We start from the raw sequence: 7,216 nt of genomic DNA, 5'->3' as shown, positions 1-7,216 counted from the left end.
GAACAGAGTTAGAAAGCTGTCATTGCGAACAAAGTGAAGCAATCTCAAGACTTTACGATAAGATTGCCACGCACCCTTCGGTGCTCGCAATGACATGATTAATAAGTGGGTGCGAAGTCTATCGCTGGTCTTGGGTGGAATATTTAGCTTGACCAGATCAATTAATCGTGGTATAAGTAACCCAGTTATCTGTTTTTTCGATGTTTTTGAGTTTCGTAAATTTTTCATAAATTTAGTCAATGAATGAAGAAGACCTCAGATGATTTTTTCTGAGGTCTTTTTTTTCTCAAACTCAAACGATCGTTTTAAAAACAGAATTAAAAATTAAAGGAGGTAAGTTTTTATGGCAAACGGTACAGTTAAGTGGTTTAACGCCAGCAAAGGTTATGGTTTTCTTTCTCAGGAAAACGGAGAAGATGTTTTTGTCCATTTTTCAGCGATTCAGGGAGATGGTTACAAAGCGTTGAATGAAGGCGAAGCAGTTCAATTTGAAGTGACAAGCGGACCAAAAGGACCCCAGGCTTCTTCTGTTGTGAAGATCTAATTTTATTTAAGATTAAATAATCTTACTATAGAGACCACATGCAAAAAGCCGTTTTTTCTCAAAAGAGGAACAACGGCTTTTTTATTTGTTTTTTTTGCACATCCCCGCGAAGTGGATTTCAAGCGACATTAAAAGGTCTGTCAAATCCGAGTTTTCAGGGAAATATTTTAAAGCCCTTTTAAGACTTTTTAAGAAAGAAGGGTCAGGAGGGCGGTGACGTCGAGGGTGAGGCTGACACAGGGAACACCGATTTGCCAGCGGTCAAGAACTTCCGGGGAGATTTCGCCAACATATCCAAGTTCAGAGATTAGAGGTCCCCATTCTTTTTCTGGACCTTCCTCACCTTTCATCATAATCCAGCCATTTCTTCCTGGAATAAAGGACGGATGATCTGATGCGTTTAGGGCATAAAACTCTGTCCCTCGTTTGAACAAGTAATAAGCCAGCATTTCCCAGTAAGAGTGCATTTCAGAAAAGGAGGCGGTGGGATGGGCGATTAAGGCGGAAAGCTGGAGTCGCGTTTTAGATCCAAGATTCTGACTTAAATCTCTCACAGCCACCTCACCGATTTCAAAAATTTGATGCGGGTAAAAGGCCTTTCCGCTGGCCGCCTCAACCCTTAACAACGACGGAAGAATCTGGTTTCTGACCACGGAGTATTGTGCGGTCATGACATTGTCGATTTCCACCAGGGGAGCTTCCGTCAAATTCATCTTATTAACGAGTTCTTCCCTGGAACTTAAAATATTTGAAATAATTTCCTGGAAACCAAAACCAATAAAATATTCCCGGAGGGTATCTGAAAAGGTTTCCTCTTTTGATAACGCCCCTCTTGTAAAATCTTTCGGCATTTCCGGTACAAAGGAATCATATCCGAGGCTGATGGCAACATCTTCAATCACATCGACCGAATGAATCAGGTCGTCCCGAAAGGGAGGAGGAGTGACTTTTATTTTTTTCCCGGCCGTTTTGACGGCATGCCCGTAAGAGATTAAAGCCTTCTTAACGGTTTCTTCCTTGAAGTTCTCCCCAAGCATCCGTTCCACCTCTTTAACCGAAAGATCCATAGGGGCCGGGATTTCCAACGGAAAAGTGATCTTTTTCCCGAACGCCGTCTCGTATGGAAAGGTTACCGTGACCGGCAATATCGTTGCGCCCCGGTCAAAGAGATTCGTCGCCAATATGTTTAAAACCAGGTTGACCAGCCGTAAATCGGTGCCGGTCACCTCGACGAATAAGTTCTTTTTACCCGGTTTAACCTCACCCACTTCCCGGCTGTTAATAATAGGGGGAAAGGAGAGAATCGTCCCCTTCTGATCAACGAAAAGAGGAACCTTTTCTTCACTTTTAAACACATTCCGGTAAGCCTTCCCTTTGGGATGTTTTTCTAAAATCTCTTGAAGGGTCATTTCCCGCTCAAATCCCAATGGAACAAACCTGGCCTGGGCGGGCGAAACCGCTTTATAAATCAGGGGAAATTCCACCGGATCGAGGTGATAAATCCCGATTGAGAGAAGTTTTCGCTTTTGTCCAAAAACATCGGCCAGTTTTTCCTGAGTCTGGATAAACTGAACCAACGCTTCCTCGGTCATCGCAAAATTCGAAACTCCGAAGGCGGCAATATAAGGCCGAACGTTTTGAACCCCCTTTTCTACAACGATTTGAAGCGGCGTCCTTTTCGGAACCTGCCGGTAAAAAGGATATTTAGGTAATGTTCCTTTAAGCTTGAGTTTAATTTGGCGGGCGATCCCTTCAGTACACCAGAGGTCCGGACGGTTGGAATCATTAAGTTCAACCTTGAGTTCATCTGTTTTCTCATTAAATTCCTTAAATTCCCCCTTTACCCAGGGAAGATAAGACTCCAATTGGCCGGGGGACATTTTCCTGCCGACAAGGGCATCCAGATCTTTTTTTTTCACGATAATGGTCGGCATGCGTTATCCCGCTACTTTTTTTGAACGAATCAGATCAAGGTCGGTTGAAAAAAGATCCCGGATATCCTGAATATCAAGGGCCATCATTGCCATCCGGTCAAGGCCCAGTCCCCATGCGATGACCGGAACCTTAATTCCTAACGGAAGGGTGACCTCCAGACGGAAGAGCCCCGCCCCACCTAACTCCATCCAGCCGAGTTGAGGGTGTTTCACATGGACTTCGACCGAGGGCTCGGTAAAGGGGAAATAGGCCGGAAGGAATTTGATCTCTTCCGCCCTGGCCAGCTCTTTGGCAAAAAGGCGCAAAAGCCCCAAAAGGGTTTTGAAGTTAATCGTCTCGCCTAAAACAATTCCCTCAATCTGGAAGAAGTCGCTCGCGTGCGTCGCGTCGACCTGATCATATCGAAAACAACGGGCGATAGAAAAATATTTCCCCGGTATTTCGGGATTGCCGGCCAGCGTCCGCGCTGAAACAGCCGTTCCCTGGCTCCTTAAGATCAACCGTTTGGCCCTTTCTTCATCAAAGGCGTAATGCCATCCTCTTGATCCGGTTTTCCACCCGTTTTGATGAACGGCGGAAACCTGTTTTAAAAACGGTTGTTCGATGGCTTTGGCATAAGGAGGGTCTTTAATAAAGTAAACATCGTGAATATCACGGGCCGGGTGAAATTGAGGCATAAAAAGGGCATCATTATTCCAGAACTCGGTTTCAACCAGCTCCCCCCGCATTTCCATGAAGCCCATCCCTACCAGTTTTGATTTCACCAGATCGAGAAATTGCCTGTAGGGATGTTTTTTTCCGATCGTTATCCGGGACGGCCTCAGATGGATGTTATATTTTCGGGGAACCTGAGTTCGCCAGCTCCCGTCTCTCAACATTTCAGGAGTCAGCTGAGAATAGAACAACTCTGTGGCTTCATAGGTAAGCTTATCAACCACTTCTCGCCCTGACGGAGGGATGCTAATCTCTCTTTTTATTTCCTCATCCATTCGGATGAGCCCTTTGGATTTTCCCCTCTTGTGCGAATACTGTTCGGCAATCAGTTTTTCTACTTCGGAAAGATTTTGAAACGGAACCCGTCCCTCTTGCTCCAAAAGTTTCTCTAAAAGGGTTTGAATTTTTTTAAATTGGACCAAAACTTCTCTGTTTTTGACCTCAAGAATTCCTCCCTGGCCGATCTTGATTAAACCGGATTCTTTTAAAGCTCCAATGGCTGAACTTTTTTCATCGGGCTCAAAATCAGCGCTCGTCTGAACTTCTTTAATGGTGGTAGGGGATTTTTCAATCAGGTTAAAAATCCTGATCTCAGGAATTTTGCTTTTGGCATAGGACTCCCCTAACGGCGTTAATGAAATAAACCGATCCCTTCCTGTTTCCAGGACTTCGCAGATCTGTTTCGTGTGAAGCCAGCCCAACACCATTTCAACTTGAGAGGAATCAATAATATTTGCCTCGACCAATTTTTCTATGGGCAGTGTTTTTATAGATAAGGGCAAACCGATTCCTTGTAAATAGTGGAGGACCTGTTTTTCAAGCGGATGGAGCGAATCGAGAATCTCAGAGGTATTCAAAGTTGTGCCTTAAATGGACTGACGCATGGCGGAAATGGTTTTTTGGTAATCTTTGCTTTTGAAAATAGCGGAACCGGCCACAAAGATATCGCATCCGGCTTCTGATATTTGTTTCACATTGTCAACTTTCAGCCCGCCGTCCACTTCTAATTCCACTTTGGCCCCTTTTGAGTCGATCATCTTCCGCGCCGCCTTAATTTTGGCGAGAATCGAGGGAATAAAACTTTGTCCCCCAAAACCTGGGTTTACCGACATGATTAAAAGGAGGTCGACATAACCGATAATTTCCTCAACCGAAACCAGCGGGGTCGCGGGATTCAACGTCACACCGGCCAAAATCCCTTTTTCTTTAATTTGCTGAATGGTGCGGTGAAGATGCGGGCAGGTTTCAACGTGAACGGTTAAAATATTGCTTCCGGCTGAAACAAAATCGTCAATATAACGTTCCGGGTTTTCAATCATTAAATGCACATCGAGCGGGAGGGTGGTGGCTTTTCTGATAAATTCAATAACCGGAGGACCAATGGTTAAATTCGGAACAAAATGCCCGTCCATGACATCGACATGAATTAAATCGGCTCCTGCCCCTTCGACCTTTTTAATTTCTTCGCTTAAACGGCCAAAATCAGCCGAGAGGATCGATGGCGCGATTTTTTTCATGACTTTTTAACCATTCTGACCGCAAAAAAACCATCCATATTATGGGGCTCGGGATAGGTGCGGAAAAAGTTGTCTTTTCCGATGAAACGATAACAGGATTCGGGGAGAGAGGCTCTCGGGTTCTCTACCTTAAAACCGGGATTTGATGTTAAAAACTTTTCGATCACCTTTTCATTTTCTTCAGGTTCAGTAGAACAGGTACTATATACTAGGATTCCACCGGCTTTCAAGCCTTTTGAGACCACATTGAGGAGATTCGACTGAATTTTAGAATAAGAACCCAGTAAATTTTCTTTTTTTTGCCATTTGCCTTCAGGATGGCGCCTTAAAACCCCGATTCCCGAACAAGGAGCGTCGAGCAAGATTTTGTTAAAACCTCTTTTTTGAAACTCTTTAACATCTTTCGTTAAATCGAGCTGTCTCGGCTTAACCGAGGTCAACCCCAACCGTTTCAGGTTCCGCTGAAGCAGGTTTATCCGCTCAGGGCTTTTGTCAATGGCAAGAACCTCCCCTCGATCTCCGATTAACTCCGCCAACTGGGTCGCTTTTCCACCGGGCGCCGCACAAGCATCTAAAATTTGCTCTCCGGAACGTGGAGAGAGAAGGAAAGGAACCAACTGGGACGCCTCGTCCTGGATATAAAATAATCCCTTTTGGTAAGAATGGAGCCGGGTCACATCTCCCGGTTTTTCGAGCATTAATCCGATTGGGGAATAGGGAGTCTTTTCGGTATTAATCCCTTCGTCAAATAAGATATTCACGAGGCGGTCGCGATCAATCAGCACCCGGTTGACCCGGATGGTAAAGGGAGGCGGCGAGGTGTTGTTCTTAAACCATCTTCCAGCTACGTCAACCCCATATCGGCTGCACCATCTTTTCACCAGCCATTCCGGTTGAGAATATTTAATGGCAAGGTTCCGGGCAGAGTCGTCTTTAAGAGCAGGAATTTTTTTCGCCTCTTTATCCCGCAAAATCGCCCGGAGAACACCGTTAACAAATCCCGATACAGGAACCCCCTCTTTTTCTTTTACCAGTTCGACGCTTTCAAAAATTGCCGCAAAAGCCGGAATTTTATTTAAGAAAAGAAGTTGATAGGTTCCCAGACGAAGGCTGTTTCTGACCGCCGACCCCATCTTATGGGTTTTCCGCTCGGCATAGCGGTCGATGACCCAATCAATATACCCCTGCCATTGCAGGGTTCCGTAAACAAGCTCTTTCAAGAGGGATTTATCGAGAGGAGAAAGTCTTTCATATTCTCTGTCCATTAAAGGATCGAGAAAAACCTCATTTTCTTCCACCTCGTTTAAGATATGAAGTGCGGATAAGCGGGGGTTGGAATTTGATTTCTTGACCATGCACTTTCCACAAAAAAACCCCACTGGATGATCGTGAGTCTCCATGGGGTTTCTTTCGATTTATAACTCGCTATTAATGGCTGATGGCCATATTTTCAAGCCGCGCGATTCTTTCTTCCATGGGAGGATGGGTGGAGAAAAGTTTAAAAAAGGCCCCCCCGGTTAAAGGATTTACGATAAACATATGGGCTGTCGCTGGATTGGCATCCATCGGAATTTGATGAGAGGCCCGGTCAAGCTTCCGAAGTGCGTTGGCCAACGACATTGGATTCCCGGAAATGATGGCCCCGCCTCTGTCTGCCTCAAACTCTCTCGAACGGGAAACCGCCATTTGAACCAGCATTGCCGCAATAGGGGCCACAATAATCATAAGCAAAGAACCGACCAGTCCGCCGCTGCCTTCACGATCATTGCGTCCGCCGCCAAAGATCAGGCCCCATTGAGCCATGTTCGCGATCATGCTAATGGCTCCCGCAATTGCCGCCGCGATTGTGCTGATCAAAATATCCCGATGTTCCACATGGGCGAGTTCATGGCCAAGGACCCCGGCGAGTTCCTCCCGGTTTAAAACATTTAAAATTCCCGTGGTGACGGCAACGGCGGCATGCTGAGGATTTCTTCCGGTGGCAAAGGCATTGGGTGTCGGATTATCGATAATATAAATTCTCGGCATGGGAATTTCGGCCCGGGAAGCCAGCATGCTCACCGTATTATAGAGTTCAGGGGCATCATTTTGAGAAACCTCTTTGGCCCGATACATCGCCAGGACAATTTTATCGCTAAACCAGTAGGAAATTAAATTCATCCCCATCGCCATAACAAAGGCAATCATCATTCCGCCCCGGCCTCCGATAGCGCCGCCGACAAAAATCAGCAAAAGCGTTAAAAAAACCAATAAAAAAGTTGTTTTCAAATTATTCATCTTCGTTCACCTCTTTCTTGTTAAAAACTTTAGAACCAAACCAGCTTCATTGTATCACGTTCAAAATCAAAAAACTACCGGACATTCAATCCCAAGAACAGCGATAGACTTCGCACCCACTTATTAATCATGTCATTGCGAGCACCGAAGGGTGCGTGGCAATCTTATCGTAAAGTCTTGAGATTGCTTCACTTTGTTCGCAATGACAGCTTTCTAACTCTGTTCTTGG

At 45.4% G+C, this 7,216-nt stretch carries 6 protein-coding genes; 1 reads left to right on the top strand and 5 read right to left on the bottom strand.

Annotation, left to right across the window (positions count from 1 at the left end; genetic code table 11):
* Positions 1-343: 343 nt before the first annotated feature.
* The gene (locus tag HYR79_09530; protein ID MBI1821935.1) at positions 344-544 is read left to right on the top strand and encodes a cold-shock protein; all 201 of its coding nucleotides are present in this window, start codon (positions 344-346) and stop codon (positions 542-544) included.
* 188 nt (positions 545-732) lie between these two features.
* Here HYR79_09530 and pheT read toward each other — a convergent pair whose 3' ends face one another.
* From pheT to htpX, 5 genes are all read right to left on the bottom strand, one after another.
* Positions 733-2,478 carry a phenylalanine--tRNA ligase subunit beta gene (gene pheT / locus HYR79_09525; GenBank protein MBI1821934.1) on the bottom strand — a complete coding sequence of 582 codons (1,746 nt, stop codon included), beginning with the start codon at positions 2,476-2,478 and terminating at the stop codon, positions 733-735.
* Positions 2,479-2,481: 3 nt separating this feature from the next.
* Positions 2,482-4,050 carry a phenylalanine--tRNA ligase subunit alpha gene (locus tag HYR79_09520; protein ID MBI1821933.1) on the bottom strand — a complete coding sequence of 523 codons (1,569 nt, stop codon included), beginning with the start codon at positions 4,048-4,050 and terminating at the stop codon, positions 2,482-2,484.
* Positions 4,051-4,059: 9 nt separating this feature from the next.
* On the bottom strand, positions 4,060-4,710 hold the full coding sequence (locus HYR79_09515; GenBank protein ID MBI1821932.1) for a ribulose-phosphate 3-epimerase: 651 nt from the start codon (positions 4,708-4,710) through the stop codon (positions 4,060-4,062).
* Positions 4,707-6,065, bottom strand: coding sequence for a 16S rRNA (cytosine(967)-C(5))-methyltransferase RsmB (rsmB, locus tag HYR79_09510; protein MBI1821931.1), 1,359 nt, complete (start codon positions 6,063-6,065; stop codon positions 4,707-4,709). The genes HYR79_09515 and rsmB overlap by 4 nt, the downstream gene beginning before the upstream one ends.
* Positions 6,066-6,138: 73 nt before the next feature.
* Positions 6,139-6,987: a zinc metalloprotease HtpX gene (gene htpX / locus HYR79_09505; protein ID MBI1821930.1), complete on the bottom strand. Its 849-nt coding sequence runs from the start codon at positions 6,985-6,987 to the stop codon at positions 6,139-6,141.
* Between the last annotated feature and the right edge of the window lie 229 nt (positions 6,988-7,216).

It is taken from the genome of Nitrospirota bacterium (assembly GCA_016178585.1).
Classification (GTDB): domain Bacteria; phylum Nitrospirota; class Nitrospiria; order JACQBW01; family JACQBW01; genus JACOTA01.
The sequence above is the reverse complement of the archived record's forward strand: the minus strand, read 5'-3'. Positions and strand labels throughout refer to the sequence as shown.

Excerpts from the sequence above, each read along its gene's own strand:
- rsmB (MBI1821931.1), bottom strand. The coding sequence starts at position 6,065 with ATGGTCAAGAAATCAAATTCCAACCCCCGCTTATCCGCACTTCATATC.
- pheT (MBI1821934.1), bottom strand. The coding sequence starts at position 2,478 with ATGCCGACCATTATCGTGAAAAAAAAAGATCTGGATGCCCTTGTCGGC.
- HYR79_09515 (MBI1821932.1), bottom strand. The coding sequence starts at position 4,710 with ATGAAAAAAATCGCGCCATCGATCCTCTCGGCTGATTTTGGCCGTTTA.
- HYR79_09530 (MBI1821935.1), top strand. The coding sequence starts at position 344 with ATGGCAAACGGTACAGTTAAGTGGTTTAACGCCAGCAAAGGTTATGGT.
- htpX (MBI1821930.1), bottom strand. The coding sequence starts at position 6,987 with ATGAATAATTTGAAAACAACTTTTTTATTGGTTTTTTTAACGCTTTTG.